A 25,106-nucleotide genomic window follows, 5' to 3' on the forward strand; every position below is an offset into this window, starting at 1 on the left:
ACGAGTGAACAGTGCGTGATCGCCAGAAGAAAAACGGACGATGAGACGGCAGCGGCCAGATTGCTTTTGAGGGAAAGCAATCTGATTTGAGGGGGAGACCGAATGAACCTGGCAGAATGGCTGGCCCGTACAGCAAGAATAACACCCGACGCACCTGCGCTCTTTCACGGAACGCAGCTTGTGGCAACCTACGGTCAGTTTGGCGCGCGCTCCGCTGCCATCGCAGGGGCATTGCAAAACAACTACGGTGTAGCCAAGGGCGACCGTGTTGCCATCTTCATGAAAAACCGCACGGAGTATCTGGAAGCCAGCTATGGCATCTGGTGGTCCGGCGCCGCTGCAATTCCGATCAATGCCAAGCTGCACCCGAAAGAAGCCGCATGGATTATTGAGAACGCTGAGGCCACCGCCGTCTTCATCTCTGATGATGTGGGTGAGGATCTGATCAGGGAGATTGACCAGTCCAAAACCAAGGTTATCTCGGTAGATCAGGACAGCTACAAACAGATGCTCACCGCAGAGCCTCTGGGGCAGCCTGTGCCCATTGACGCGCAGGACATGGTCTGGTTGTTTTACACCTCGGGCACCACAGGCCGCCCTAAAGGGGTGATGATGTCCTCGCAAAATATCCAGAGCATGATGCTCGGCTATTATGCAGGCATCGGCACACCAACGCACGAAGACGCCACGCTTTACGCCGCTCCCATGTCCCACGGTGCGGGAATCTACAGTTTCATGCACGTTGTGGCCGGTGGTCGCCACGTTTGTCCGGTCTCTGGCGGGTTTGACGCTGCAGAGATTCTGGAGATCGCCCCGCAGATTGGCAGGATCGCCATGTTTGCAGCACCCACAATGGTGCACAGACTGGTGGAAGTTGCCAAAGCCACAGGCGCAACAGGTGAGGGGCTGGACACCATCATCTACGCCGGTGGGCCTATGTATTTCGCTGATATCGTTGAGGCCGTTGACGTTCTCGGCCCACGCTTTGCGCAGATCTATGGTCAGGGTGAGTGCCCAATGGGGATCACGGTTCTCAGTCGTGAGCAGGTCTGCGACAGAAAACATGCCCGTTGGGAAGAAAGATTGAAATCAGTTGGGGTAGCTCAAGTCGTCTCGAACGTCCGTGTGGTAGGAGAAGACATGAAAGACCTGCCCGTCGGTGAGATTGGCGAGATTGTCGTGTCAGGTTCGGCGGTCATGCTGGGTTACTGGCACAATGAGGAAGCAACCGCTTCCACGATTGTCGATGGTTGGTTGAAAACAGGCGACATGGGTGCGCTGGATGAGGAGGGGTTCCTCACCTTGCACGACCGCTCGAAAGATATGATCATCTCGGGCGGATCCAATATCTATCCTCGCGAAGTGGAAGAAATTCTGCTGATGCATCCGGATGTATCTGAAGTCGCTGTAGTCGGTCGGTTCCATGAGGAGTGGGGCGAAGAGGTGGTAGCAATCATCTCGCCAGAGAAGGGAAAGACCGTCGATTTTGCAGAGCTGGATCAGCTGTGCATTGATAACATCGCGCGTTTCAAGCGTCCAAAGCAGTACGTTGCCATGGATCAGTTGCCCAAGAACAACTACGGCAAGATCCTTAAGCGAGACTTGCGAGAGATGTTGAAAGGCCCGCAGAGAGGTGGATCAGTCTGATGAAGACCTTTGAAATTCGTAGTGCTCGCTCAAAAGATATCCCGCAGATCGGAGAGGTCGGTCTCGCCTCATGGAAACGGGGCATCGGCCCCCACGTGCCACAGATTGCTCACGATACCATGAGCAAGGCCTCCTTCACTGATTTTGCAAGCGCCTGTCTGGATCAGATTGTGGTGGCGGTCAAAGAAGATCGCGTGCTCGGCTTTGCTGCAACAGAACATGCCGACAACTTCATCACCGATCTCTGGATTGACCCGGACTACGAGAGCAGCGGACTGGGCACCGCATTGGCAGAAGAAGCGGAACGCCGCATCGCCGCCCGTGGCTACCACACCGCAGAAATCTCGGTCCTCATCCAGAACGAACGCGCTCTGGGCCTCTATCACCACATGAGATACGAGGATGTGCGCGAGGCCACCAAGTTCGACGAAGACCTCAAATGCGAAATCACCTACATCCGCCTCCGCAAACATCTCCCATTCTACGCAGAAGAAATCGCCTGAGGTCTTCCCTCAGGCATGCCTTCTTTAGCTTGGGAAACTATGAAACACGCCCATCAGATAGGTAACTCAAGCGTGGCCTTCTCTGTTGAGACGACAATGGATGTTCTGAATTTGCGGACATTTTTATCTGCAAAGAAGAACCTGTGGGTGAAGGCCTCGTAGTCTTCAATGTCTTTGGCCATAACAATCATCATGAAATCCGCATCACCAGCAATACAATAGAAGTGCGTAACTTGCCGATCCTCACGGGCTTTGCGCTTAAAGGCGTCGATCTGATCTAGTCGATCTCGTTCCAGCTCAACAGCAACCACTGCGGTTATTCCCAAACCAACTTTCTTGGGATCAAGAACGGCAACCTCTTTCTGGATTACTCCGGTATCACGTAGAGCTTTCAGCCGACGCTGCACAGATGCTGTTGACGTTCCAGAATGTTCGGACAACTCCTGAATCGAAGTCTTGGCGTTTTCCTGCAAAGCACGAAGTAGAGTTACATCGATAGCGTCCATGATAGAATTGTCCGATAAATGCTGATAATTTGATTTGTTCATATCATATTATCACCAATAAATCACTTAATTACATCACTGGCTGCATCTATGCTCAACCTCATGAAACATGGTGCTATATCAATCCTTCCCCTTGCTGCCGGGGCGGCCCTATACGGCTTCGCATTTGGTCTTCTGGCAGCGCAGACCGGCTTCCCGTGGTGGAGTGTCGGCCTTATGAGCGCAGCTGTTCATGCGGGTTCATCTCAAATCGTTGCTGTCGAGCAATTTGCCAATGCCTCAACAGTTCTTGGGGCCGCATTTGCAGGCGCTGCCCTCAATTTAAGATACATCGGGATCGTCGCCTCCCTGTCTGATGTTCTTGCAGGCTTATCTTTGCGGGCAAAGCTGGTCGCAATTCATATAACCGGAGATGAGAACTGGGCGCTCACGATGTCGGAACGGGCGAAATCCAAAGACATCGGAGCCTCATTCCTGATCGGATCAGGCCTGGTCATGATCTGCGTATGGACGGTCTCTACTGCATCCGGTGCTTTGGTTGGGACGGTCCTGCCTGACCTTGAAAGGTTCGGACTCGGCTTTGCCTTCACAGCAGCCTTTATCGCAATGGCAAGGGGATTATGGCAGGGACGATCAAGTATCCTGCCATGGGCGGTCGCGTTTGGATTAGCAATCGCGATGGTTTACCTGGGGCTTCCCAAAGCCTATGCAATTGTCGCCAGTGCCCTCTGTGGGCTAATTGCGTCGCATATGATCCGCCAAATCAGGAGCGCTTCACAATGACCAGCTCTCATTGGCTTATCATTCTCACACTGGCCGTGGCTGCCCTTTCCATCCGGATAATCGGACTTTTTGCTGGGAGCAAAGTTAGAGCGTCAAAGCACTCCTGGGTGCTGGAGGAGTTGCCGGGCCTGATTGTCGTCAGCCTCATTGCGACGTCCCTTTCCGGGCAATCTGCGCAAATGTGGGTGGCAGCTGCAGTCGCTTTGGCCGTAGCAATCACAACAAACCACGTCATTGCAACGATGTGTCTTGGTGTCGCTGCATTTGGAGGTTTATCGCTGATTACGGGTTAGCGGTGGCGTCCCCACTCCAGCTGTAAAAGCAACCACCTGGACAGTTACCGCAGTCGCTCGCCATCGGGCTTGAACAGCAAGGCCCGTGAAGTGGGCAGCATTAGTCGTAGCGTCTCTGATCCCTGCTCAAGGCGGTTGCCGCGGCTTTCTGCGATAACCTGAACACCGTCCGGCAACGTGCAATAGGCATAGCTGGTTTCGCCGAGGTTCTCGACAAGCGACACGCTCACATCTGCGCCGACACCACCTTCACCCGAGCCAACCACAAAGTGTTCAGGGCGAATGCCAACGCTCATCATAGCGCCCTCCACCACGGAGGAGGTGACCCCCGGCACTACCAACGTCTGCCCGTCAAAACCGGATACGGAAATCTCCAGTCCTGCATCAGTTGAGCGTAATGCCTTACCACTCAGGAAGTTCATCTTGGGAGAGCCGATAAAGCCCGCCACGAACTGGTTTGCCGGATTATCGTAAAGCTCCAGCGGCTTGCCCACCTGCCGGATGTAACCACCTTCCAGCACCACAATCTTGTCAGCCAGTGTCATAGCTTCCACCTGATCGTGGGTCACGTAGATCATCGTGGCCGCCACGTCCTTGTGCAGCTTGGCAAGCTCAATGCGCATTTGCACGCGCAGCTCTGCATCAAGGTTGGAAAGCGGTTCGTCAAACAGGAACACCTTCGGGTTGCGCACAATCGCCCGCCCAATTGCCACGCGCTGCCGCTGACCACCGGAAAGCGCTTTGGGGTGACGGTCCAGATACTCTTCCAGCTTCAGAATGCGCGCAGCTTCATCCACTTGTCGCTTGATCTCGGCTTTGGGGTGTCCGGTCATCTTCAGGCCAAAGCCCATGTTCTCCGCAACCGTCATGTGCGGGTAGAGCGCGTAGCTCTGGAACACCATGGCAATGCCGCGCTGGGATGGGTCGATGTCCGTCACATCCTCATCCGCAATATGGATGGTTCCACTGTTGCTGGTCTCCAATCCGGCGATGGTCCGCAACAAGGTGGATTTTCCGCAGCCAGAGGGTCCAACGAAAACAACAAACTCGCCCTCCTCAATGTCCAGGTCCACACCGTGGATCACCTGCGTGTCGCCATAACTCTTCTTTAGATCGCGCAACACAACTGCGGTCATTTGTTCCCCTCCCGAAAAATATCTTCAATATCTGAGCAAGGGCCTCCCAAAGCCCCGCAAATCAAACACCCAGTGCAATCTGAGCGTTCTCTGAAATCTCATTGGTCGCCGCCTTCATGGCTGGCAAATAGGTTTTGACCATGGTGTCGAGTGAGGTCACATAGGTCGTGCTGGTCACTGAAAGCGCGCCAATCGGCTCCCCGCGCTTGTTCAGGATCGGCAAGGCCACACAAATGATGGTGCCTTCATGCTCCTCATCGTCATAGGCATGTCCGCGCGTGCGAATACGAGCCAGCTCATCACGCAGCATTGTCTCGTTCACCAGCGTCTTATCGGTATGGCGCTGGAATGATTGCGCCTTGATCGCCTCAGCAAGCCGTGCCTCAGGAAGAGCAGAGAGCATCGCTTTGCCAACACCCGTGCAGTAGGCCGGACCAATCTTGCCAGGGCTGGAGAACATGGAAACGCTGCGCGGCGGCAGGCGCTTGTCCACGTAAAGCACCTGATTGTTGTCCAGCACAGCCAGATGAATGGTCTCAGGAATCTGCGTGCTCAGCATGTCCAGCGTATCCCGCGCCACACTGGCAAGGCTGGCACGGCTCCAGGCAGAATGGGCCAGCCGCAGCACCCGCATGCCAATGCTGTAGGTCTGATGCACCTCGTCATGCACCAGCATGCCTTCCTTCACCAATTGCCGTAGCTGACGATGCAACGTCGCCCGGCTCAGCGGCAAAGCATTCAAAAGCTCTACGAACCGAGGGGGTGATTCTGCCATTGCAACCGCGTCCAGCACCACCAGTGCCTTGGAAATGGGGCTTGTGAGGTCTTGCTCGGTTTCCTCAGAGATACTCAGGGTTTGTGCGCCCATTTCCTGTTGTTTCCTTACCCGTTCCGGAAATCTGCAATTTTCATACAGATCCCTTCCTAGTTCCTTCGGTTGACAATTATGCATTACCACGCGACAATTTCAATGGTCAAAACATAGTTTCATTGAATGGAACTATTTTGATTGCTTTAACTGGGAGGTTTAGGGTGTTTAATTTTAGCAAAACAGCTGCGGGCGGGTTCGCAGCGGCATTTATGATTACAAGTTCAGCGTATGCAGCAGGTGATTTGGTTATCAATCTCGACCAGACGGACCCGGCTCCAAAAAAAGCATTTGAAGACATCGTGGCTGGCTTCTCCAAAGAGAACCCGGATGTGAACGTCATCGTCAACACGATGCATAAGGAGGGCTATAAAACCTCCATCCGCAACTTCCTCACAGCAGACGCACCAGATCTGGCAACATGGTACGCGGGCAACCGCATGGCACCCTTCGTCAATGCTGGCCTGTTTGAAGACGTCTCGGATGTCTGGGAAGAAAATGGCCTTAACGAGCAGCTGAAATCAGCAGCGGCATCCATGACCATTGATGGCAAAAAATGGGGTGTGCCCTACACCTACTACCAGTGGGGCATCTACTACCGCAAAGATATCTTCGAAGAGAAGGGCATTGCTGTTCCAACCAGCTGGGACGAGCTGGTTGCAGCGTCCGCAAAGCTTAAAGCAGCTGGCATTGACCCGTTCACAATCGGCACAAAAGCACTTTGGCCAACAGGCGGCTGGTTTGATTACATGAACCTGCGCGTCAACGGCTACGAGTTCCACATGGACCTCACCGTAGGCAAGGTGCCTTACACCGACCCGCGTGTGAAAGCGACCTTCGACAAGTGGGCCGAGTTGGTCAAGCCAGGCTACTACAACGCAAACCATGCAGCTTTGGACTGGCAGGAAGCTGTGCCAGCACTCGTGCAGGGCAAAGCGGCAATGTACCTGATGGGCAACTTCGCGGTTGACGTGTTCAAGAACGGTGGCCTGAAGGAAGAGCAGATCGGCTTCATGCAGTTCCCGGAAATCACACCGGGCATTCCAATGGCTGAAGATGCTCCGACCGACACCATTCACATTCCGGCAAACGCCAAAAACAAGGAAGATGCGAAGAAGTTCCTTGCTTACATGGCGCGTGCAGATGTGCAGACAGCAACAAACGTCACACTCGGTCAGTTGCCAGTAAACTCCGGTGCAGAGCGCCCTGAAGAGCGCATCCTGCAGCAGGGCTTCGACATGCTCTCCAATGCGTACGCGCTGGCGCAGTTCTACGACCGTGATGCTCCGGCAGCAATGGCAAAGGCTGGCATGGAAGGCTTCCAGGAATTCATGGTGAAGCCAGAGCGGGCTGACGCCATTTTGGACCGTCTCGAGAAGATCCGGACCCGTGTCTACAAGTAGTAGATAGGCGGAATTCTTAAGTAGGGTGGCGGAAGATTTCGCCGCCCTATGCTCTAGGAATAAACAGCGCAGAAGCATGATCTTCTGCAGGAGGACATAGATGAGCGAGCAGGCCTTGGCTCCTGTATCTTCCGGAAACTCACCAAAGTTTTCTGGAGGACCTGCCACATCAGGCGCCAGCAAAACCAGATCGGCAAAGTGGATTGCCAACCAGCGCAAACTTGCACCCTGGCTGTTTTTAGCGCCGGGTGTTGTGATGTTTCTGGTCTATGTGATCGCGCCAATCGGCCAGTCACTCTGGATCAGCTTGTATGAGTGGGATGGCATCGGCGTCAAAACCTTCATCGGCATTGCAAACTATATTGAGCTTATAGATGACGAGGCGTTTTACACCGCGCTGTACAACAACGTGTTGTGGCTCGTGCTGTACATGCTGGCGGTGCCTGCCGGACTGCTGATTGCGATTTTCCTCAATCAGACTGTGACGGGCATCCGTATCTATAAGTCTCTGTTTTTCTTCCCGTTTGTCATCAGTCAGATTGTTGTCGGCCTCATCTTCTCGTGGTTTTATGCCCCCAACTTCGGTTTGTTCACCAAGCTGCTGGAGTTTATGGGCGTGGAAGGCATTGCCATCCTTGCTGATGAGCGCTTTGTCACCTATGGCATCATTGTTGCTGGCCTTTGGCCGCAGATCGCATATTGCATGATACTGTACCTGACGGGCCTCAACAACGTCTCGCCAGACCAGATTGAAGCGGCGCGGCTGGATGGGGCAAAAGGCTGGAAGATGCTTTGGTACGTCATCATCCCGCAGCTGCGTCCAGCCACCTTCATCGCGGTTGTCGTCACAATCATCGGCGCGCTGCGCTCGTTTGATTTGGTCTCCATCATGACCAGCGGTGGCCCCTACGGGTCCAGTCGTGTGCTCTCCTATTACATGTACGAGCAAGCGCTGTCCGAATATGGCTTCCGCATGGGCTACGGCGCCTCCATCGCGGTTGTGCTCTTCGCCATCATGATGGTGTTCATCACGCTCTTCATTGTGCGCATGCTCAAAGATGAGAGGGAGGGCTACTAAGATGTTTCCAACTCCCGTTGCAAATGCATCCGCACCAACCCGTGTCGCCTACAAGGTGGCCCTGCCAATCTCCTTAGTGGTCTGGCTCTTACCGCTGATCGGCGTCATGGTCACCTCCATCCGCCCAGGCTCAGACCTTGCCATGGGCAACTACTTCGGTGTGCCATCCTCGTTTGAGCTAGGCAACTACCTGACCGTTTTCCAAAACACGCCCATGGGCCTGTTCATCATGAACTCGTTCAAGGTCACTATTCCAACCGTGATTGGTGCCATAGCTTTGTCGTGCCTGACCGGATACGCGCTGGCGACCTACAAGTTCAAAACCAATCTCTGGCTGTTCTTCATGTTCGTGGCTGGCAACTTCGTACCCTTCCAGATCCTCATGGTGCCGGTTCGTGACCTCACGCTCAAGATGGGCCTTTACGACACGGTGACAGGTCTGGTGCTCTTCCATGTGGCCTTCCAGACGGGCTTCTGCACGCTCTTCATGCGCAACTTCATCAAGGCACTGCCAAGCGAACTGATCGAAGCCGCCCGCGTGGAAGGCGTCTCGGAACTGCGTATCTTCTGGTTCGTTGTGCTACCACTCATGCGGCCTGCCATTGCAGCTTTGTCGGTGCTCATCTTCACCTTCATCTGGAATGACTTCTTCTGGGCCACCGTTCTGGTGCAGGGCACGCACGCCATGCCGGTCACAGGTGGCATCATCTCGCTCAACGGTCAGTGGGTTGCTCAATGGCATCTGGTATCAGCCGGGTCCGTCGTTGCAGCCATGCCGCCGGTCATCATGTTCTTCCTCATGCAAAAGCACTTCATTGCAGGGCTAACGCTGGGGGCGACCAAGGGCTGACAGAATACCGGAAGCAGGAATGCCCCAAGCAATCCTGCTTCTCAAAATCCATCAATGCCAAAGGCGCCTGAAAATGTGCCTGAAGCTAATAATAAACATAAAAGGGAACAGGGGGCATAAGTGAACCATATGGCATCGCCAGATAACGACCTCCGTCAGATCACAACTGCAAGCAGCTGGGTCGCCGTGGACTGGGGGACCTCCAGTCTTCGTGCATGGCTGATTGACGAAAACGGTGTAACGCAAAACAACGCAAAATCAACGCAAGGTGCGGGGACATTGCAACCTTCTGAATTTGAAGGAGTTTTGCTGGGTCTGATCGGAGACTGGTTACATAGCAACGCAAAACCAACGCAAGTGTTCATTTGCGGCATGGCTGGCAGCCGTCAGGGCTGGCAAGAGGCGGAATATGTGCCTGTGCCAACCAAACTGACAGAACTGCACCAGCATCTGGTTGCACCCAAAACAAGTAATGCCCGCATCCAACCGTTCATAGTGCCCGGTCTCTGCCAAAAATCAGAGCAGCAGCCGGATGTTATGCGCGGTGAAGAGACACTCCTACTCGGTATTCTGGATGAGTTATCCAACAAATCCGGCGTCTTCTGCCTGCCTGGCACCCACAGCAAATGGGTGGAGATGGAAGAGGGGACAGTGACGCGCACCTCTACCTTTCTGAGTGGTGAGTTATTCGCGCTGATCGCCAAACAATCTATCCTGCGCCATTCACTGGACACAGAGGCAGAGCTGGACAAGGATGTTTTCCTCACCACGCTGGATCAGCTGAAAAATCAGGAAGCTACACTGCTTGGCAACCTGTTTGGCCTGCGTGCCGGACAGCTGCTCAACAACACCAGCACACAGGCTGGCGCTTCCAAACTCTCTGCACTTGTTATCGGAACAGAGCTTCTCGACATGCTTGCAAAGTGCGGGGACAACCCACCCAAGCAAGTCCACCTCGTCGGTGGCAGCAAACTCGCTCAAAATTACGCGCTCGCCCTGCAACATCTCGGCTTAACGTCGATCGTGCATGATGCAGACAAAGCCGCACTCACTGGACTATCCGCCGTCAGACAAGGGGCACTCAATGACAACAGTTAAACAAACACCAGAGCGCAACCTCATGGCTATCCTCCGTGGAGTAAAGCCAACCGAAATTCTAGATATTGTGGAAGTGCTTATAGAAGCAGGCTTTTCACAGATCGAGGTGCCACTCAATTCGCCAGAGGCCCTCAAGTCTATCACCATGGCACAAAACAAGTTCGGCAAGTTATCCGCCATCGGCGCGGGGACAGTTCTCACCGCAGAGCAAGTCAAACAGGTCCGCGCAGCAGGCGGAACCTTCATCGTTTCTCCCAACTACGATGAAGACGTTATCCGCACCACCAAAGCAGAAGGCATGGCATCTTATCCAGGCGTTCTCACCCCGACGGAATGCTTTGCAGCGCTGAAGGCAGGGGCTGATGCACTCAAGATCTTCCCGGCCTTTCAGGTGGGAGTAAAAGGCATTCAGGCAGTACGTGCAGTCCTGCCAAAAGAAACTCTGGTCTACGCCGTTGGCGGTGTCGGCCCTGCGGAATTTGCGCAGTATGTGGAAGCTGGCTGTCAGGGCTTCGGCATGGCAAGCAACCTGTACAAGCCGGGCTTTACGGCGACGCAGGTTTCTGAAAACGCAAAAGAAATGGTTGCAGCATACGATGCGCTCAAACTCGGAGAGAGCGCATGAGCGAGCCCTATGTTTTCGCCAAAACAGAATGCAGCTTAGGGGAGGGCCCTCTTTGGAGCGCCCGCCATGACGCGCTGTTTTGGGTGGACATCAACAACCATCTGGTGCTGAAAAAGGGCATAACCGGTGACCTCGAAACATGGAAGTTCGATGAGCCGGTCTCCGCCTTTGCGCAGATCCCAAGCAGCGACGACTTCATGCTATCCTCTGCAACAGGTCTGTATCGCTGGTCCCCGGGAACGCACACCCGCAACCTTATCCTCCCTGTCGAGGACCAAAACCCCGTCACCCGCTCCAACGACGCCCGCACCGACCGTACCGGCGGGTTCTGGATTTCCTCCATGGGCCACAAAGCAGAAAAAGGCGCAGGCAGCCTTTATCGCTTTTTCAAGGGGGAATTAGCGAAGGTTGCCAGCGACATCACAATCCCGAATTCCCTTTGTTTCTCGCCAGATGGGGACACTGCGTACTTTTCAGACACGGTGACATCTCAGATCATCAAATGGTCACTAAATGCGCAAACTGGCCTGCCAGAAGGGCCCGCGGAGATATTTGCTGATATCTCCGGGACAGGATTTGGCCCCGACGGTTCCGTGGTTGATGCTGAGGGATATCTCTGGAACGCTCAATGGGGCGGATACAGAGTCGTTCGCTATAAACCTGATGGAATGGTGGATCGCATTATTGAGATTGACGCAAGTCAGGCATCTTGTCCTGCGTTTGGTGGGGCCGACTACAAAACGCTGTTCATTACCACGGCTCGCGAAAACCTGAGTGAGGAGCAATTGGCGAAAGAGCCTCTCGCTGGATCGGTTTTTGCAGTCCCTATTGATACTCCAGGTCTGCCGGACCCTGAACTACAAATGTGATCTCATGAGCGATAAGAAACACTTAGGTATCTGTTACTACCCAGAACATTGGTCAGAGGACTTATGGCAGCAAGACGCCAAAGAAATGGCCGAGCTGGGCATTACCTATGTGCGCATCGCTGAGTTCGCCTGGTCGCGCATTGAGCCTGAACCTGGGCGTTTCTCATGGGATTGGCTGGACAGCGCAATTGAGACTCTCGCAAGTGCGGGGCTCCAGATCGTGATGTGCACCCCAACCGCCACCCCGCCGCGCTGGATGGTGGATAAACACCCGGACATGCTCGCAGTTGACGAGAACGGCCACCCCCGAAAATTCGGTAGCCGCCGCCACTACTGCTTCTCCCACGAAGGTTACCGCTGGGAATCCCGCCGGATCACAGAAATCCTCGCTGAACGATACGGTAATCACCCCTCCGTCGCAGCTTGGCAAACCGATAATGAGTACGGCTGTCATGAGACTGTCCGCTCTTGGTCTGGCTCCTCCCACAAGGCCTTCCAACTCTGGCTGGCGCAAAAGTACGGCAATATCAAAGCCTTAAACGAGGCTTGGGGCAATGTGTTCTGGTCAATGGAATACAACAGCTTTGAGCAGGTCGATCTGCCAAACCTGACGGTGACAGAGAGTAACCCGTCTCATAGGCTTGATTTCAAACGGTTTTCATCAGATCAAGTTGCTGAATTCAATGGTGAGCAAGTCGATATCCTGCGCAAGCTCTCTCCGGGTCGCGCAATCCTCCATAACTTCATGGGTAACACGTTTTCCTTCGACCACTACAAGGTCGGAGACCAGCTCGATATCTCCAGCTGGGATTGCTATCCCCTTGGGTTCCATAGCCAATATCAGATGGAGAACTCGCTGGGCACACCGGATGGCTACTGGGAAGACTATTTCCAGCAAGGCGATCCCGATTATCAGGCCTTCCACCACGACCTTTACAGACAAGCGGGTCATGGCCGCCTCTGGATCATGGAGCTGCAACCCGGCCCCGTGAATTGGGCGCCGTATAACCCGATCCCACTGAAAGGAATGGTGCGTCTGTGGAGCTGGGAAGCTTTCGCCCATGGTGCTGAAACCACAAGCTATTTCCGCTGGCGACAGGCTCCGTTTGCACAGGAGCAAATGCATGCAGGGCTCAAGCAGACAGATAATAAGCCTGCGCAGGCGTATGTCGAAGCCGCTCAGGTTGCCCGCGAAATTGAGGAGCTGGGCGCCTTCACCCCGTCAGAAGCTCCTGTTGCACTCATTGTTGACTACGAAAGTCACTGGGCACACGAAACTCAGCAGCAGGGTCAAGACTTTAGCTACTTCCGTCTTGTCCTCTCCTACTACCGTGCGCTGAGACAAAAGGGCGTCGATGTAGAAGTCATCAGACCAGCCTCCCAGGACTTATCCCCCTACAAGCTGGTCATTGTCCCCGCCCTTTATGCAATGAACGAGGAACTCTCAGAAAACCTCAAAGCCTACATCGAGTTCGGTGGTGTCGTCCTCGGTGGTCCTCGTCTTGCGCAAAAAGACAAGAACTACCAGATCTCTCAAAAGACCTTACATCTTCCTGAACCCTTTGAAGGCGTTGAGGTTCTGCGCGTCAGTACCAGCCCGATAAAGTTTGCGACACCAGTCTCCGACCTTGCGGATCAGGAACGCGGCAAAGCCTACGTCTGGCAAGAAGAGGTCGCCACCAGCCTGCCAATCCTGTTCGAAGACGAGAGCGGCCAACCGATCTTCATGGGCGAAAACAACATCTACTACGTCTCCGCCTGGGCCGACCCAACACTCATGGGCGCCATTTTGGACGAGGTCTTCAAGCCTGCAAAAATTGATAAGGTGGAATTGCCGAGCGGATTGAGAAGAAGCAAAACATCTGTCGGCACTTTCTACTATAACTATTCGAAAAATAAGATGAATTTGAAAGCGCTGCGTCTTGCTGATGCAGCGGAATTGGATGGATTGGAGCTGCCTCCAGCAGGGGTTGCTCTGGTTCGGGAAGGAACTGAAGAGCTATGACTGAAGCTCCAAAAACAAAACTCCGCTCACAAGAGTGGTTTGACTCGCCAGACGATCCGGGCATGACCGCACTATACCTGGAGCGCTACCTGAATTACGGCATTACGCGTGAAGAGCTTCAGTCAGGCCGACCGATTATCGGTATTGCCCAGACGGGGTCCGACCTATCCCCGTGCAACCGTCACCATCTGGTGCTGGCAGAGCGCGTGCGAGAAGGCATCCGCGAAATGGGTGGCATCTGCTTCGAGTTTCCTGTTCATCCTATTCAGGAAACCGGCAAACGCCCGACTGCAGCGCTTGATCGCAACCTTGCTTATCTTGGGCTTGTCGAAACGCTCTACGGTTATCCGCTCGATGGTGTTGTTCTGACCATCGGCTGTGACAAGACCACGCCAGCGCTGCTCATGGCCGCCGCAACTGTCAACATTCCCGCCATCTGCCTGACTGTTGGGCCTATGCTCAATGGCTATCACAAGGGGGAGCGTGTTGGCTCCGGCACGGTTATCTGGAAAGCCCGCAAGATGTTGGCCACCGGAGAGATCGACTACAAAGAGTTCATGGAAATGGCCGCAGATTCTGCGCCATCCGTTGGTTACTGCAACACCATGGGTACGGCGTCTACCATGAATTCGCTGGCGGAAGCTCTGGGCATGAGTCTGCCCGGTTGCGCATCTATCCCCGCACCATATCGCGAACGCGGTCAGATCTCCTATGAGACCGGTAAGCGGATCGTGCAGATGGTGCATGACGATCAAAAGCCGTCAGATGTCCTCACACGCAAGGCGTTTGAAAACGCAATTGCAGTGAACTCGGCCATCGGCGGTTCAACCAATGCGCCAATACATATCAACGCTATTGCACGACATATCGGCGTTGAGCTGCACAACGATGATTGGCAGAACCTAGGCCATAAAATCCCACTGCTTGCCAACGTTCAACCGGCTGGAGCTTACCTTTCAGAAGAGTTCCATCGTGCAGGCGGTATACCGGGCATCTTCTCAGAGCTGATGAAACACGACCACATCCATAAAGATGCTGTCACTGTTTCAGGAAAGACCACAGGTGAAATCTATAGAGAGAGCACAGTCGCCGACTACGACGTGATCTATCCCTATGATAAGCCGATGATGAAAGACGCCGGGTTCCTCAACCTCAAAGGCAACCTCTTCAAATCCGCAATCATGAAAACCTCTGTGATTTCAAAGGATTTCAGAGAGCGTTATCTGTCTAATCCAGATGACTTGGACGCTTTTGAAGGCAAAGTTGTGGTGTTTGATGGTCCTGAAGAGTACCACCACAACATCAACAACGAGGCTCTTGGCATTGACGCCAACACAATCCTCGTCATTCGCGGAACTGGCCCGATCGGCTATCCGGGCGGTGCTGAGGTTGTTAACATGCAGCCGCCGGATGAGCTCTTGAAGCAAGGTATTGATGCACTGCCATGTATCGGTGATGGGCGCCAGTCAGGCACCTCCGGCTCTCCCTCTATCCTCAACGCATCCCCGGAAGCCGCCGTCATGGGTGGCTTAGCTCTGTTGCGTAACGGAGATATCGTTCGCCTTGATCTGAACAAGGGGGAAGCGAATGTGCTGATCTCTGAGGAGGAGCTGGCGAAGCGAAAGCAGGAGTTGGCGGAAAGCGGTGGCTATGAATTCCCTGAGCATCAAACGCCGTGGCAGGAAATCCAGCGCGGTATCGTAGATCAGTTTGATGAAGGCATGGTGCTGAAGCCAGCCGTCAAATACCAGCGTATCGCGCAAAAAGGTCTACCGCGTCATAGTCATTGATTGTGGTTCAAAACGAAAAAAGCCGCCTCAGTTTGAGGCGGCTTTTTTGTTGTTTAAGAACAGCTTAGTCTTCTGTCGCAGCCAGCAGGCTCGCGTTGCCACCAGACGCTGTTGTGTCAATGCAGAGGTGACGTTCCAGCTGATAACGCTCAGGCTGGTTACGCTCCATAATCAGCTGCATCAAAGCACCTTCGCGTTCGGCAAGTTCAGCCTTCATTTCCTTCAGCTCTTGCTCAGCGTGGTTCGCTGCAATGGCATCAACACCTTGAAGCTCTTTCAGCGCACCAACGGCCAGATTGCCTTCCAATGCGACGATTGGAGCGGAAAGGGCACGCAACTTCACAGCAAGCTTCTCAGCGGCTTGCCCAACTGCAATGACGCCGTTGCCAGCTGCCAAAGCCAGAACCACCTGATGCTTCAGGCTTTCTGTATCCGGGCCAAGGCAAAGCACGGTGCCACGTGGCGCAGCATAAAGGCGGTTGGATTCACCGGTTGGTCCAGGCATGTTGTGTGCGTGATCAGCCGCAACACGGTTCAGCAGACCTGTTTCCTTCTCAAACAGGGTTGCAAGTTCGGTGAAGCGACCGAAATTACCTTCCCAAGTGCTGGTGCGTAATGCCCCTCGCGCTTTGAAGATATCCTCGGCGGAGACGGTTTTGCTCAGCTCCACACTGGTCGCCGCTGACGTGTCTGCAAGACGGAAACGGGCCACATAGTGAGGACCACCTGCTTTCGGGCCAGTACCAGACAGGCCTTCGCCACCAAATGGCTGGGATCCAACTATCGCGCCAATCTGGTTTCGGTTCACATAAAGGTTGCCCACCTTCACGCGCTCTACAATGTGCTGAACACGGCTATCTACACGGGTATGCAGACCAAATGTCAGACCGAACTCTTTTGTATTGATCGCGTCAATCGTCTGGTCGATCTCTTCTGCCTTGAAGGTTGCAATGTGCAGAACAGGACCAAAAATTTCTTCGTCCAGCTCTTCGATACCGTCCAGTTTGATCAGTGTCGGAGCAATGAAGTGACCTTTGGTTGGTGCCTTCATCTGTTTGATAACGCGACCTTTTTCAGCCCACTTCTCACAATGTGCAGCAATCTTCTTCTGCGCAGATGCATCAATCACCGGACCAACATCCGTTGACAGGGCTGATGGATCACCCAGTTCCAACTCACTCATGGCACCTAGAAGCATCGCTTTGAAATCTTCAAAGATATCTTCCTGAACATAAAGCATGCGCAGTGCAGAACAACGCTGACCCGCACTTTGGAAACTGGAAGCAATCACATCACGAACAGCCTGCTCAGGCAGAGCCGTGGAATCCACGATCATAGCGTTAAGCCCACCTGTTTCCGCGATCAGCGGTGCAGATGGAGCAAGCGCTTTTGCCATAGCACGGTTGATGTGCTGCGCAGTTCCGGTAGATCCGGTAAAGCAAACACCAGCCACACGGCTGTCAGATGTCAACGCAGCACCAACTTCACCAGCACCTGGCAGCAACTGCAGAGTCTCAACAGGAATGCCAGCCTTGTGCATCAGGCCAACAGCAAACGTTGCGATCAGTGGTGTCTGTGGCGCAGGCTTGGCAAGCACTGGGTTGCCAGCTGCCAGAGCTGCAAATATCTGTCCTGAGAAAATCGCAAGCGGGAAGTTCCAGGGAGAGATACAGGTAATTGGACCACGAAGGCCGCCTTTACCATCACGCTCATCAAGACGGATCGCTTCGTTCGCGTAGTAGCGTGCAAAGTCAACCGCTTCACGCAGTTCGTTGATGGCATCCATGTAGGTCTTGCCAGCTTCACGGGTGAGCAGAGCAAAGATTTCAGGAGCATTCTCTTCAAACAGGTCTGCCGCTTTGCGCAGGATGACAGCACGGTCTTCAGCACTTTTGTCTGCCCACTCAGCGCAGCCGTTATGTGCGGTAGTCAAAGCCGCTTCAATCTGCTCAGGCGTCGCGGTCGCTACGCTGCCAACAACATCCCGCAGATCCGCAGGGTTTTTCACGCTCACCGCTTCAGCGTTCTTGACGGAAGCTGCAATGACAGGATGGCCGTTCCACTTGGTTGCTGAGAAGGATTTCAGGTTCTCAACATACTCAGCTTCCTGGCGTGTATCACTCAGATCCCAGCCCTTTGCGTTTTTACGTCCCGCACCGTAAAGCGCTGGTGGGAGAGGGATCTTGGAGTTGGCAATATGCTCGCCATACTTCTCGATATGCGCCAGCGGATCCTGTGCAATCGCCTCTGGAGTCACGTTTTCATCGCGGATCTGGTGAACGAAGGAACTGTTCGCGCCATTTTCCAACAGGCGGCGAACCAAATAAGCCAGCAGATCTTTATGTGCACCAACCGGAGCGTAGATGCGGCAGTTGGAGCCGTGTTTCTTCATGGTGCGCTCGTGAAGCGCTTCGCCCATGCCATGCAGACGTTGGAACTCGTAGGAGCTCAGCGGGAGATTTTTTCCCAGTTCCAGAATGGTTGCAACACTGTGCGCATTGTGAGTTGCGAACTGCGGATAGATGCGATCCGTCATATCCAGCAGTTTTTCAGCACAAGCAGTGTAGGAGATGTCAGTGGACACCTTACGGGTGAAGACCGGATATCCATCAATACCGAGGGTCTGTGCACGCTTGATTTCGCTGTCCCAGTAAGCACCTTTCACCAGACGCACCATGATCTTGCGATCATACTTCTCAGCAACTGCATAAAGCCAGTCGATCACGTGAGTTGCACGTGGTCCAAACGCCTGTACAACAATACCGAAACCGTCCCAGCCCTCAGTTGCAGGATCCGCCAGCAACGCTTCAATCACATCAAGGGAAATGTCGAGGCGATCCGCTTCTTCCGCGTCGATGTTGAAGCCCATATTGGAGGACTTCGCCAGCATGATAAGGGAGAGGGTGCGAGGCACCAGCTCTTTCATGACACGTTCGCGCTTGGCAAACTCATAGCGTGGGTGCAGAGCAGAAAGCTTGACTGAAATACCTGGATTTTCGCGAATGCTTGCTTTCGTGCAATTGCTGGAAAGCGCGGTAATCGCTTTGGAGTAGGACAGATGATAGTGCTTCGCATCAGCCTCGGTCCGGGCAGCTTCGCCAAGCATGTCGTAGGAGTAGGTGAAGCCGTTACCTTCTTCCGCACGTGCATTGCGCATTGCTTCGCGGATGGTACGGCCAAGAACGAACTGGCGACCCAATTCTTTCATCGCCTGCGCAACAGCGGTACGAACCACAGGCTCACCAAGGCGCTTCACAACACCGCGAATGGTGCCGACGAGGCCCTGATCATCCTGCGCCAGAACCTTACCAGTCAGCAGCAGTGCCCATGTGGACGCGTTGATCAGTGTGGAAGAAGACTGACCCAGGTGCTCTCCCCAGGCACTTGGAGTAATCTTATCCGCAATCAACGCATCAATTGTCTGGGCATCAGGCACGCGAAGCAAAGCTTCCGCAAGGCACATCAACGCAATGCCTTCCTGAGTTGAGAGGCCGTATTCGCCGAGAAAACTCTCCATGATTGTTGGAGAGGTGTTTGCCCGCAAATCTGAGATCAAATCTGCCGCTTTATCAGATGCCCGCTTACGCGAAGGCTCATCCATTTGCAGGGATGAAATGAGCTCCTGAACCACCTGATTTTCGTCAGGAAGGTAGTTATCTCTGATTTTGTTGCGAATGATCTCCGGCGTAGCCTCTGATCCCATGCCGTGCTCCCTACTGTTAAATACCTATTGTTGAGCTGACATTAGCAAAATACCCATAGGGATGTTTCCTGTATTTTTTGATGGTAAAGACTATTCGACTTTGATATTCAGTCGAAATGGTCGTTATGAATAATAAAATGGCATATCATGGAGAAATTGGACGATTTTGATCGTAAGATAGTGGAAGAACTGCAAAAATGCGGGCGTATCACCGTCACTGACCTTGCTAAAAAGGTAGGTCTTTCCAAAACGCCCTGCCAAATTCGCATGAAGAAGTTGGAGGATGCGGGATACATTCTTGGTTATCGGGCAGAAGTAGATCACACCAAGTTAGGGGCAGGTCACATCGCGTTTGTGCAGGTCAAACTCAATGACACGCGCTCACGGTCCTTGGAAGCTTTCAACGCAGCTGCGCGGGAGATTCCAGAGATCGAAGAATGCCACATGATTGCAAGCGGATTTGACTATTTGCTGAAAGTGCGAACTAGAGACATCGGGAGTTATCGTCGCGTACTCGGGGAGAAGCTCTCTGAGATGCCTTACGTTGCCCAGACATCCACATTCGTTTGCATGGAGCAGGTCAAAGACAGGCCGTTCTAGTCGACACCACGCTGCATGTAGTGTGCGTTCGCCCCATACGTCCGGAGTTTATCCTTGAGTAGTTGTTCGTGCACTGCTCGAAAGCCACGTGCCCGCCAGAACTCATTGGCGGTGTCCAGAGCAACCAGCGCAAACTTGTTGATGTACAGACTGCGCGCAACTTGACTCAGTTGTTCAAGAACAGCGCGGGCTGCGCCAATGCCTTGTACCTCCGGCAGCAGGGCTATGTCGTGAATGTAATAGACTTCGGCCTTAAAGGGCAGGGAGCCCAGTAAGCTTGAAAGCGGCGGGATACTGCGATTTTCCCATGGATGAGAGATGATGTAGCCGAGGATGGCGTCTCTATCGTTTTGTCGCAGCACCTGACAACCATGAGGAAACAGTCGCACACGTTCCCGAATACAGTCGATATCCTCCGGCAAATGCGGATAGGTCTGCTGCATGATCTGGTCGATCTCTTGCAGGTCGTCTTCTTGCATCTGGTGCCAGCTAAAATTCTCCATGGCGGTGCTGCATTTCTCACTAATCAGGCTTCTTGCTCATCATCCGGCAGCACAATACGCTCAGGCTTGTGATCTGTCATCGTCAACATTCGCCATCCCATCACAGCAAACAGAATTGTCAGGAGGGGGCTGACGATGTTGAAGAAGGCAAATCCAGCAAATGCCAGTGTTGGAACACCAAGTGTAGCCGCCATATAAGCGCCACAGCTGTTCCATGGAATGAGAGCGGAGGTCACTGTTGCGCTATCCCCAACCGCACGGGACAGAACCTCAGGCCGCAATCGGCGTTGACGGAAAGACTTGCGGTACATCCGGCCCGGAATAACAATCGCAATGTACTGGTCGGCCGCTAGAATGTTAGTCGCGATTGCGGTTGAAACCAGCGACAACACCAGCGCACCAGTGGTCTTGGCTGCGTGTAGGATCGGGCCGATAATCCGGTCCAGAATACCGGCTTTCTCAACCACACCACCAAACGCCAAAGCTGTCATGATCAACCAGATGGTCGTCAGCATATTGCCCATGCCACCACGGCTCAGCAGTGCATCAATAGAAGGGTCTCCTGTCACGCTCACATAACCGTTAGACATGGCGATCCAGACGCCTTTGATCACCTCCAGTGAGTAGGGCAGCGCCGGAGAGGCAGCAAGGCCAACCACTTTGTCTGGATCCATGATGACTGCATAAAGACCGCCCGCCAACGCACCAATAAAGATGGTCGTAAACGGCGGGTAGCGGACAATTGCCAGTCCCAAAACCAGCAAGAGCGGAAGGAAATTGAGCAATGTAATGTCGTAGTGCTGCTCAATGCTGGTCAACGTGCCTTGTGCGACAAAGTCTCCGGGTTCTCCAAGCCACCAGAAGAGGGCTAGCGAAATGATGAGAGCAGGTATGGACGTCCAGAGATTTTCTTTGATGTGCGTGTAAAGATTAGATCCCGCCGCCGCAGTTGCCAGATTAGTTGCATCAGAAAGTGGGGAGGACTTATCTCCGAAATAGGCGCCCGACAGGATTGCGCCAGCAGTGATAGCGGGATCGAGACCCATCTTTGTTGAGATCCCCATCAATCCGATGCCAATGGTCCCTGCAACAGTCCACGAACTACCAATACTGACCGAAACTAAAGCGCAAATGATGACGGTCGTGAAGTAGAAGTAATTTGGGCTAAGGAGTTGTAATCCATAATAAACCATCGCCATGATGGTGCCGGACATAGCCCATGTGCCGATCAGCGAGCCCACTGCAAACAGAATGAAGATCGCATGAAGTCCGGTGCTCACGCTATCAACGACAGCATCCTTCAGTTCATCAAAGTGAAAACCATGGAACAGAGCCACAAAGCTGGCGATCAGAGCACAAAACAAGAGCGCAATCTGGTTTGGTCCTGAGGAGGCTTCGTCTCCAAACAGATAGTAGGAAAGCGCAAGCAGAATGACAAGCGAGGCAACGGGAATGATCGCTCCGGCAAGCGACATTTTTTGAGAATATGGGGCTGGCACTTTGGCCATATGCAATTCGTCCTTTGTGTTCCTGTTGTTTTTGATGGGCAAAATGAAGCCCAAGGACAATCAAATGCATTTGAAACAGGAACGCCCCAAAGCTCACTCAGCTTCGGGGCGTCCATCTCAGTAAAACGTGGTGGCACCAGCCGCTGTGGTAATCGAAGTCCCTTTCTCTCCTAAAATTGCTTGAGGAACTTCAGAGAGCGTGCATATGACGGATTTCTTGCCGGTTTGCCGTGCAAAAGTTTGTGCTGCTTCTACCTTTGGTCCCATAGAGCCTGCAGCAAAACCGTATGCATCCAGTGCATCTGGAGAGGCCGATTTGATCGCGCGTTGGCTCGGTGTACCCCAATCCAGATAAACGGCATCCGCATCTGTCGCCATAATATAGACGTCAGCATCAATCTCTTTGGCAAGAAGGCCTGAACACCGGTCTTTATCGATCACACATTCCACACCAACGAGCTTCTTTTCTTCGTTGTACATAGTTGGAATGCCGCCTCCACCTGCTGCGATGACAAGTACATCATGGTCCAGAAGCCACTTGATAGGCCGGATCTCAAAGATGTGTTTGGGTAATGGGCTTGGCACAACACGCCGCCACTTATCTCCATCTTCTCGAATGGACCAGCCTTTCTCATCGGCAAGTCTCTCCGCTTCTTCTTTGGAGTAAAGCGGACCGATGGGCTTTGTTGGATCTTTGAAAGCCGGATCGTTCGGATCGACTTCAACCTGCGTGAGGATCGTGGCAAATGGCTTTTCAAAGGGCAGGAGGTTCCCAAGTTCCTGCTCGATCATGTAGCCAATCATGCCAACTGTTTCAGCACCCAACACATCCAGAGGGTAGGCCTCAACCTGCTCGTAAGCAGCACCTTGCAGAGCCAGCAAGCCGACCTGAGGGCCATTCCCGTGCGTGATGACCACCTCATGACCATCATCATAAAGTGGCGCCAGCGCTTCTGCGGCGATCCGCGCATTCTTTCGTTGGTTTTCGGCAGTCATTGCCTCCCCACGCCGGAGAAGGGCATTTCCGCCAAGAGCGACGACAACACGCATTATCGGCCTCCAATCGTCGCAACCATGATAGCTTTAATTGTGTGGAGCCGGTTTTCAGCTTGCTCAAATGCCAGATTACGATCTGACTCAAAGACATCTTCAGTCACTTCCATCTCGGAGATCCCGAACTTCTGGAAGATCTCTTCGCCCACCTTAGTTTCCCGGTTATGGAAGGCTGGCAGACAATGCATGAAGAATGTGTTCGGGTTGCCGGTGCCTTCAATCAAGGCCTTGTTGACCTGATAGTCACGTAGCAACTTGATCCGGCTGTCCCAGACATCCGGCGGCTCACCCATGGAGACCCAGACATCTGTATGGATGAAGTCAACACCCTCAGTACCTTCTTTGGCATCATCTGTAATTGTGATGCGCGCACCATACCGCTTTGCATTGAGTTCGGCTGCTTTCAACACATGCGGTTCAGGGTGCAGCTCTTGCGGGCCGATAATGCGAACATCACAGCCACATAGAGCGCCCAGCATCAGCAAAGAGTTGCCCATGTTGTTGCGAGCATCGCCCAGATAGGCAAACGAAATCTCATGCAACGGCTTGGGGCTGTGTTCGGTCATTGTCAACATGTCAGCGAGCATCTGGGTTGGATGCCAGTCATCAGTCAAACCGTTATAGACCGGGACGCCAGAGTACTCGGCGAGGGTTTCAACGGCCTTTTGCCCGGAACCGCGAAACTCAATGGCATCGAACATCCGACCCAGCACACGTGCGGTATCCTTCATGGATTCCTTGTGGCCGATCTGAGAGCCGGATGGATCCAAGTAGGTGACATGTGCTCCCTGATCGTGAGCGGCAACCTCGAAGGCACAACGGGTACGGGTAGAGGTTTTTTCGAAGATCAGGCAGATGTTCTTATCGACAAGTGTCTGCCGTTCTGTTCCAGAGTATTTGGCTCGCTTGAGATCACGGGCCAGATCCAGCATGTAAAGCACTTCGCGTTGGCTGAAGTCTTTGAGCTTGAGGTAACTGCGACCTTTCAGATTGAAAGCCATTTTTCCTTACTCTCCATCTCTTGGATGTTTTTATTGTTCAACGGAGTTTGAAAACACTAGAACTCCACAGCGTCACGCACTGTTGGACAGGTCATGCAGTGTCCACCACCGCGACCACGACCCAGTTCAGACCCGTCAATGGCGATGACTTCCACACCGGCTCGTTGGAGTTTTGAGTTTGTGTAGGTGTTTCGGCGATACCCAACCACGACACCAGGTTCGAGGCAGACAACGTTGTTGCCATCATCCCATTGCTCGCGTTCCTGATCATAAGCATTGCCGCCTGTGGTCACCACATGCAACTTCTGCATACCAAGTGCATTGGCGATGACATCGAACAGATGTCCCTCATCCTGCCTGTAATCGACGCTTTCCGGTTTGTCTCCAGGACGGATCGAGAAGCAAATAATCTCATCGCAAACGCCTGAGAACGCCGTTGCTTTGTCGCGATCAAGAAGGGTGAAAACAGTGTCCAAGTGCATCGCTGCACGGCTCTTTGGCATCTGGCAGGCAATGACCCGAGTTGCCGCCTTATTGCGGAAGAGGGCACGCGCCACCTGGCCGACAGCTTGAGGTGTGGTGCGTTCCCCCATCCCAATTAAAACAACCCCATTGCCGATTGGCATGACGTCGCCGCCTTCGACAGTAGATTCATGGAAGTCTTCATCCGGATCACCCCACCAGAAATTGACCTTGCCCTTGAAGTGAGGGTGGAATTTGTAGATTGCAGTGGTGAGGAGCGTCTCGTTCTGGCGCGCCTGCCAGAACATCGGATTAAGCGTAACGCCGTTATAGATCCAGCAGGTCGTATCGCGGGTGAACAAGGTATTCGGTAAGGGCGGAATGACAAAGTCGTTCGGGTCCAAATAACTGCCAAACACACCTGTTGGTTTGAACCCCAACTCACACCGCGCAATGCCGCCAATCAGATGATCCGCGAGGAACTTCTCGGGCTGCTCGTAAAGCCAGGCCCGCAGGTCCTCGGCCATGCCATAGCCAACGCGATTGTGTGTAATACGCCGTTCCAGTACCCACTTACGAGCTTCCTGATCCTCCAGCGTCTCTTTCAGCAGATTATGCATCTCCAGCACATTCACACCGCGCTCTTCCATTCTGAGGCAGAAATCATAGTGGTGTTTTTGTGCTTCTCGAACCCAGATCACATCATCAAACAGCAACTCCTGACAGTTGCCGGGCGTAAGGCGCATATGCGCAAGCCCGGGACGGCAAACCATCACTTCTTTCAGTTTGCCAACTTCCGAATGAACACCAAATTCAGTCATG

At 53.4% G+C, this 25,106-nt stretch carries 22 protein-coding genes; 13 read left to right on the forward strand and 9 right to left on the reverse strand.

Annotated elements, in window-relative coordinates; translation table 11 throughout:
• Positions 1-102 precede the first annotated feature (102 nt).
• Positions 103-1,647 carry a class I adenylate-forming enzyme family protein gene (locus PsW64_RS16075; RefSeq protein ID WP_063304223.1) on the forward strand — a complete coding sequence of 515 codons (1,545 nt, stop codon included), beginning with the start codon at positions 103-105 and terminating at the stop codon, positions 1,645-1,647.
• Complete coding sequence (locus PsW64_RS16080; protein WP_063286910.1) at positions 1,647-2,150, forward strand: GNAT family N-acetyltransferase; 504 nt, start codon at positions 1,647-1,649, stop codon at positions 2,148-2,150. The genes PsW64_RS16075 and PsW64_RS16080 overlap by 1 nt, the downstream gene beginning before the upstream one ends.
• A gap of 53 nt (positions 2,151-2,203) precedes the next feature.
• Here the strand turns inward: PsW64_RS16080 and PsW64_RS16085 are convergent, their stop codons facing one another.
• Entirely contained in the window at positions 2,204-2,656 is a 453-nt protein-coding gene (locus PsW64_RS16085; protein WP_063286911.1) for an Lrp/AsnC family transcriptional regulator, read from the reverse strand.
• Between the two features lie 90 nt (positions 2,657-2,746).
• On the opposite strand from PsW64_RS16085, the gene PsW64_RS16090 reads away from it, so the two are divergent.
• Together PsW64_RS16090 and PsW64_RS16095 are read left to right on the forward strand one after the other, a co-directional pair.
• Entirely contained in the window at positions 2,747-3,439 is a 693-nt protein-coding gene (locus PsW64_RS16090) for an AzlC family ABC transporter permease (RefSeq protein WP_208980830.1), read from the forward strand.
• Positions 3,436-3,732, forward strand: coding sequence for an AzlD domain-containing protein (locus PsW64_RS16095; RefSeq protein WP_063286913.1), 297 nt, complete (start codon positions 3,436-3,438; stop codon positions 3,730-3,732). Before PsW64_RS16090 ends, PsW64_RS16095 begins: the two co-directional genes overlap by 4 nt.
• Positions 3,733-3,776: 44 nt before the next feature.
• On the opposite strand, the gene PsW64_RS16100 is transcribed toward PsW64_RS16095, so the two are convergent.
• Entirely contained in the window at positions 3,777-4,868 is a 1,092-nt protein-coding gene (locus PsW64_RS16100; RefSeq protein ID WP_063304224.1) for an ABC transporter ATP-binding protein, read from the reverse strand.
• A 61-nt stretch (positions 4,869-4,929) separates the two neighbouring features.
• A complete protein-coding gene (locus PsW64_RS16105; protein WP_057464781.1) occupies positions 4,930-5,736 on the reverse strand; it encodes an IclR family transcriptional regulator in 807 nt (268 codons plus the stop codon).
• 212 nt (positions 5,737-5,948) lie between these two features.
• On the opposite strand from PsW64_RS16105, the gene PsW64_RS16110 reads away from it, so the two are divergent.
• The 8 genes from PsW64_RS16110 (at position 5,949) to PsW64_RS16145 (ending at position 15,454) form a co-directional block, all read left to right on the forward strand.
• Positions 5,949-7,139 carry an ABC transporter substrate-binding protein gene (locus tag PsW64_RS16110; protein ID WP_063304266.1) on the forward strand — a complete coding sequence of 397 codons (1,191 nt, stop codon included), beginning with the start codon at positions 5,949-5,951 and terminating at the stop codon, positions 7,137-7,139.
• A 256-nt stretch (positions 7,140-7,395) separates the two neighbouring features.
• Positions 7,396-8,217, forward strand: a complete 822-nt coding sequence (locus PsW64_RS16115; protein ID WP_063286965.1) for a carbohydrate ABC transporter permease — start codon at positions 7,396-7,398, stop codon at positions 8,215-8,217.
• Position 8,218: 1 nt separating this feature from the next.
• A complete protein-coding gene (locus PsW64_RS16120; protein WP_063286916.1) occupies positions 8,219-9,067 on the forward strand; it encodes a carbohydrate ABC transporter permease in 849 nt (282 codons plus the stop codon).
• Positions 9,068-9,196: 129 nt separating this feature from the next.
• Positions 9,197-10,165, forward strand: coding sequence for a 2-dehydro-3-deoxygalactonokinase (locus PsW64_RS16125; protein ID WP_063304225.1), 969 nt, complete (start codon positions 9,197-9,199; stop codon positions 10,163-10,165).
• Positions 10,152-10,790 (forward strand): 2-dehydro-3-deoxy-6-phosphogalactonate aldolase, encoded by a 639-nt coding sequence (locus PsW64_RS16130; protein ID WP_063304226.1) that lies wholly within the window; start codon positions 10,152-10,154, stop codon positions 10,788-10,790. The genes PsW64_RS16125 and PsW64_RS16130 overlap by 14 nt, the downstream gene beginning before the upstream one ends.
• The gene (locus PsW64_RS16135) at positions 10,787-11,659 is read left to right on the forward strand and encodes an SMP-30/gluconolactonase/LRE family protein (RefSeq protein ID WP_063304227.1); all 873 of its coding nucleotides are present in this window, start codon (positions 10,787-10,789) and stop codon (positions 11,657-11,659) included. The genes PsW64_RS16130 and PsW64_RS16135 overlap by 4 nt, the downstream gene beginning before the upstream one ends.
• A 4-nt stretch (positions 11,660-11,663) precedes the next feature.
• Positions 11,664-13,664 (forward strand): beta-galactosidase, encoded by a 2,001-nt coding sequence (locus PsW64_RS16140; RefSeq protein WP_063304228.1) that lies wholly within the window; start codon positions 11,664-11,666, stop codon positions 13,662-13,664.
• The gene (locus PsW64_RS16145; RefSeq protein ID WP_063304229.1) at positions 13,661-15,454 is read left to right on the forward strand and encodes an IlvD/Edd family dehydratase; all 1,794 of its coding nucleotides are present in this window, start codon (positions 13,661-13,663) and stop codon (positions 15,452-15,454) included. Before PsW64_RS16140 ends, PsW64_RS16145 begins: the two co-directional genes overlap by 4 nt.
• Before the next feature lie 64 nt (positions 15,455-15,518).
• On the opposite strand, the gene putA is transcribed toward PsW64_RS16145, so the two are convergent.
• Positions 15,519-19,157 (reverse strand): bifunctional proline dehydrogenase/L-glutamate gamma-semialdehyde dehydrogenase PutA, encoded by a 3,639-nt coding sequence (putA, locus tag PsW64_RS16150; protein ID WP_063304230.1) that lies wholly within the window; start codon positions 19,155-19,157, stop codon positions 15,519-15,521.
• A gap of 147 nt (positions 19,158-19,304) precedes the next feature.
• Here putA and PsW64_RS16155 point away from each other — a divergent pair, with 147 nt between their 5' ends.
• Positions 19,305-19,757 (forward strand): Lrp/AsnC family transcriptional regulator, encoded by a 453-nt coding sequence (locus tag PsW64_RS16155; RefSeq protein ID WP_057464775.1) that lies wholly within the window; start codon positions 19,305-19,307, stop codon positions 19,755-19,757.
• Here the strand turns inward: PsW64_RS16155 and PsW64_RS16160 are convergent.
• From PsW64_RS16160 to arcA, 5 genes are all read right to left on the reverse strand, one after another.
• Entirely contained in the window at positions 19,754-20,260 is a 507-nt protein-coding gene (locus tag PsW64_RS16160) for a GNAT family N-acetyltransferase (protein ID WP_063304231.1), read from the reverse strand. The genes PsW64_RS16155 and PsW64_RS16160 overlap by 4 nt on opposite strands.
• 23 nt (positions 20,261-20,283) lie before the next feature.
• Complete coding sequence (nhaC, locus tag PsW64_RS16165) at positions 20,284-21,768, reverse strand: Na+/H+ antiporter NhaC (protein WP_063304267.1); 1,485 nt, start codon at positions 21,766-21,768, stop codon at positions 20,284-20,286.
• Between the two features lie 117 nt (positions 21,769-21,885).
• A complete protein-coding gene (arcC, locus tag PsW64_RS16170; protein ID WP_063304232.1) occupies positions 21,886-22,818 on the reverse strand; it encodes a carbamate kinase in 933 nt (310 codons plus the stop codon).
• On the reverse strand, positions 22,818-23,822 hold the full coding sequence (argF, locus tag PsW64_RS16175; RefSeq protein WP_063304233.1) for an ornithine carbamoyltransferase: 1,005 nt from the start codon (positions 23,820-23,822) through the stop codon (positions 22,818-22,820). Before argF ends, arcC begins: the two co-directional genes overlap by 1 nt.
• A gap of 56 nt (positions 23,823-23,878) precedes the next feature.
• Complete coding sequence (arcA, locus tag PsW64_RS16180; RefSeq protein WP_063290799.1) at positions 23,879-25,105, reverse strand: arginine deiminase; 1,227 nt, start codon at positions 25,103-25,105, stop codon at positions 23,879-23,881.
• Between the last annotated feature and the right edge of the window lies 1 nt (position 25,106).

The organism is Pseudovibrio sp. W64 (assembly GCF_001623145.1).
GTDB lineage: Bacteria > Pseudomonadota > Alphaproteobacteria > Rhizobiales > Stappiaceae > Pseudovibrio.

What these genes read in the sequence shown, in the direction of transcription:
- PsW64_RS16075 (WP_063304223.1), top strand. Translation starts at nt 103, where the DNA reads ATGAACCTGGCAGAATGGCTGGCCCGTACAGCAAGAATAACACCCGAC.
- PsW64_RS16080 (WP_063286910.1), top strand. Translation starts at nt 1,647, where the DNA reads ATGAAGACCTTTGAAATTCGTAGTGCTCGCTCAAAAGATATCCCGCAG.
- PsW64_RS16085 (WP_063286911.1), bottom strand. Translation starts at nt 2,656, where the DNA reads ATGGACGCTATCGATGTAACTCTACTTCGTGCTTTGCAGGAAAACGCC.
- PsW64_RS16090 (WP_208980830.1), top strand. Translation starts at nt 2,747, where the DNA reads ATGCTCAACCTCATGAAACATGGTGCTATATCAATCCTTCCCCTTGCT.
- PsW64_RS16095 (WP_063286913.1), top strand. Translation starts at nt 3,436, where the DNA reads ATGACCAGCTCTCATTGGCTTATCATTCTCACACTGGCCGTGGCTGCC.
- PsW64_RS16100 (WP_063304224.1), bottom strand. Translation starts at nt 4,868, where the DNA reads ATGACCGCAGTTGTGTTGCGCGATCTAAAGAAGAGTTATGGCGACACG.
- PsW64_RS16105 (WP_057464781.1), bottom strand. Translation starts at nt 5,736, where the DNA reads ATGGGCGCACAAACCCTGAGTATCTCTGAGGAAACCGAGCAAGACCTC.
- PsW64_RS16110 (WP_063304266.1), top strand. Translation starts at nt 5,949, where the DNA reads ATGATTACAAGTTCAGCGTATGCAGCAGGTGATTTGGTTATCAATCTC.
- PsW64_RS16115 (WP_063286965.1), top strand. Translation starts at nt 7,396, where the DNA reads ATGTTTCTGGTCTATGTGATCGCGCCAATCGGCCAGTCACTCTGGATC.
- PsW64_RS16120 (WP_063286916.1), top strand. Translation starts at nt 8,219, where the DNA reads ATGTTTCCAACTCCCGTTGCAAATGCATCCGCACCAACCCGTGTCGCC.
- PsW64_RS16125 (WP_063304225.1), top strand. Translation starts at nt 9,197, where the DNA reads ATGGCATCGCCAGATAACGACCTCCGTCAGATCACAACTGCAAGCAGC.
- PsW64_RS16130 (WP_063304226.1), top strand. Translation starts at nt 10,152, where the DNA reads ATGACAACAGTTAAACAAACACCAGAGCGCAACCTCATGGCTATCCTC.
- PsW64_RS16135 (WP_063304227.1), top strand. Translation starts at nt 10,787, where the DNA reads ATGAGCGAGCCCTATGTTTTCGCCAAAACAGAATGCAGCTTAGGGGAG.
- PsW64_RS16140 (WP_063304228.1), top strand. Translation starts at nt 11,664, where the DNA reads ATGAGCGATAAGAAACACTTAGGTATCTGTTACTACCCAGAACATTGG.
- PsW64_RS16145 (WP_063304229.1), top strand. Translation starts at nt 13,661, where the DNA reads ATGACTGAAGCTCCAAAAACAAAACTCCGCTCACAAGAGTGGTTTGAC.
- putA (WP_063304230.1), bottom strand. Translation starts at nt 19,157, where the DNA reads ATGGGATCAGAGGCTACGCCGGAGATCATTCGCAACAAAATCAGAGAT.
- PsW64_RS16155 (WP_057464775.1), top strand. Translation starts at nt 19,305, where the DNA reads ATGGAGAAATTGGACGATTTTGATCGTAAGATAGTGGAAGAACTGCAA.
- PsW64_RS16160 (WP_063304231.1), bottom strand. Translation starts at nt 20,260, where the DNA reads ATGGAGAATTTTAGCTGGCACCAGATGCAAGAAGACGACCTGCAAGAG.
- nhaC (WP_063304267.1), bottom strand. Translation starts at nt 21,768, where the DNA reads ATGGCCAAAGTGCCAGCCCCATATTCTCAAAAAATGTCGCTTGCCGGA.
- arcC (WP_063304232.1), bottom strand. Translation starts at nt 22,818, where the DNA reads ATGCGTGTTGTCGTCGCTCTTGGCGGAAATGCCCTTCTCCGGCGTGGG.
- argF (WP_063304233.1), bottom strand. Translation starts at nt 23,822, where the DNA reads ATGGCTTTCAATCTGAAAGGTCGCAGTTACCTCAAGCTCAAAGACTTC.
- arcA (WP_063290799.1), bottom strand. Translation starts at nt 25,105, where the DNA reads ATGACTGAATTTGGTGTTCATTCGGAAGTTGGCAAACTGAAAGAAGTG.